Consider the following 2,022-nt stretch of genomic DNA (forward strand, 5'->3'; position numbering starts at 1 on the left):
TCGCTATGCTGTCGAACCCGGCCCGATCAATCTGGAAAACGGCTACTTCGGGCGCATGTCGCGAACGGTAGTCGAGGAATACCAGCGCAATATCGAGTTCATCAACCGCAGTAACTCAGTACATGTACGCCAGCGGTTCGAACAGGGCGAAATCCTGAAGATCACCGCGCAATTGGCCGAACTGGTGGGGGTACCTGCCGACGCTGTGGCCCTGACGCGCAACGCCTCGGACGGCTTGCAATCGTTGATTCGCAATTACAACCGCCTCCAGCCGGGCGATCAGGTACTGATCTGCGATCTGGAATACGACACCGTCAAAGGGGCAATGCGTTGGCTGGCGCGCAATCGCGGCGTCGAGGTGATTGAAATCGACCACGCGCACCCCGCCACTTTCGACAGTTTGCTGGCCAGCTATCGCGAAGCGTTTGTGCGTTACCCCAAGCTCAAACTGATGGCCCTGACTCATGTTACCCACCGCACCGGCCTGGTCATGCCGGTGCAAGCGATTGCAGCCGCGGCCAAGGAACACGGGATCGATGTGATCCTCGACGGCGCCCATGCGTTGGGGCAGATCGACTTCAATCTCGATGAATTGGATATCTCCTTTGCCGGCTACAACCTGCACAAGTGGATTGGCGCACCGCTGACGCTGGGGTTCATCTACATCGCGCCCGAGCGCCTGACCGACATCGACCCGGACATGGGTGAGTCGAGTTTCCCGGTCACTGACATTCGCGCACGCACGCCGCACAGCACCCCCAATATCCCGGCGCTGCTGACCTTGCCGCTGGTATTCGAGGAACATCTCACCATGGGTGGGTCCGCCGCCAAGGGTGCCCGACTCAACTACTTGCGCAATCTGTGGGTGCGCGCGGTGCGCGAACTCCCGGGGATCGAAGTCATGACGCCGGATGATCCTCGCCTGTATTGCGGCATCACGTCGATGCGCTTCACGCGACAGGCCGATCAACAACCCATGGTCGAGCGGCTGCTTCGCGACTACAACCTGTTTACCGTTATGCGCAGCGGCGCCGCGAGTGCGCCGTGCATCCGTATCACACCGGGCCTGACCACCACCGCTGCACACATGGAACTGCTGGCCCGGGCGTTGACCGAACTGCGCTGAGGTCACACGGTGTACTTGTCGAAGTCCTCGGGTTTGATGTGCGTTGAAACCGCAAAAGTGTCGATGCCAATGGTCGTGAAACCGAAAAAGCCATCTTCATTCGAATCCCGACCGAGGGTATGCACGTTTAAAGTCGAGGCTTCGCCGCCGTGGTGCTTGTAGTAAACATCTTCATCGTTGGTCAGTGCTGAAGCCTTTCGACCGTTGTACTCACGGGAGTTGAGTACCGAGCGCGAAGCCACTTCCGGCAAGTAAAGCTGACCGACCCAGGCAACATGCCGTTCTTCCAGGTAATTGTTGCCAACTGGGATGCGCACAGCGACATGAATGTGCAGCGCGCGACCGGCGTAGAACCCCGGATAGATCGTGGTAAACCGCACGATGCCTTGCTTGTCCGTGAATTGTCCGCCGCGCAGGTAAGTGTCATCGTCGGTGCGCGGGATCGAGCCGATTTCATCGACATCGACTTCCTTGTCCGGATCGATCTTGCTCCAACCCGAATAGGCGCCACGCGCGTTGCAATGCCAGATATCGACCAGCGCGCCCGTGACAGGCTGCCCAGTCATGGCATCGACAATTGCCAGGCGCAACACCAAGGGAACGCCATCGGCGCATTCGCTGATGTTGCGCCTGATCAGTTTCGGATTGCGGAAATACGGGCCGGCGATCTGTTCGGGAGACAGCAGGTAAACCGCTTGTGAGGGTGCAACTGAGGGGGTGTCTTCCATGACGTTCACTCTTCCATAAGATGAACGCAGATTAACGTCGGGCGAGCGGTGAGTTGCGGTAATTATGTATCGCATGTGGGAGCGTGCGATGCGGCGGTCCGACTTGCCCGCGATTCAGGCACCGCGGTTCAACAGATGCACCGCGTTATCGTTCATCGCGGGCAAGCC

The 2,022-nt window shown here is 59.0% G+C and carries 2 protein-coding genes; one reads left to right on the forward strand and one right to left on the reverse strand.

Annotated features, from left to right (window positions below; genetic code table 11):
* Positions 1-1,126: aminotransferase class V-fold PLP-dependent enzyme (locus AC1DRJ_RS25620; RefSeq protein ID WP_477804618.1), on the forward strand; the 1,126-nt coding region annotated here is incomplete at its 5' end.
* A 2-nt stretch (positions 1,127-1,128) separates the two neighbouring features.
* Here AC1DRJ_RS25620 and AC1DRJ_RS25625 read toward each other — a convergent pair.
* On the reverse strand, positions 1,129-1,854 hold the full coding sequence (locus AC1DRJ_RS25625) for an intradiol ring-cleavage dioxygenase (RefSeq protein WP_477804619.1): 726 nt from the start codon (positions 1,852-1,854) through the stop codon (positions 1,129-1,131).
* Between the last annotated feature and the right edge of the window lie 168 nt (positions 1,855-2,022).

This window comes from Pseudomonas sp. P5_B2, assembly GCF_056400445.1.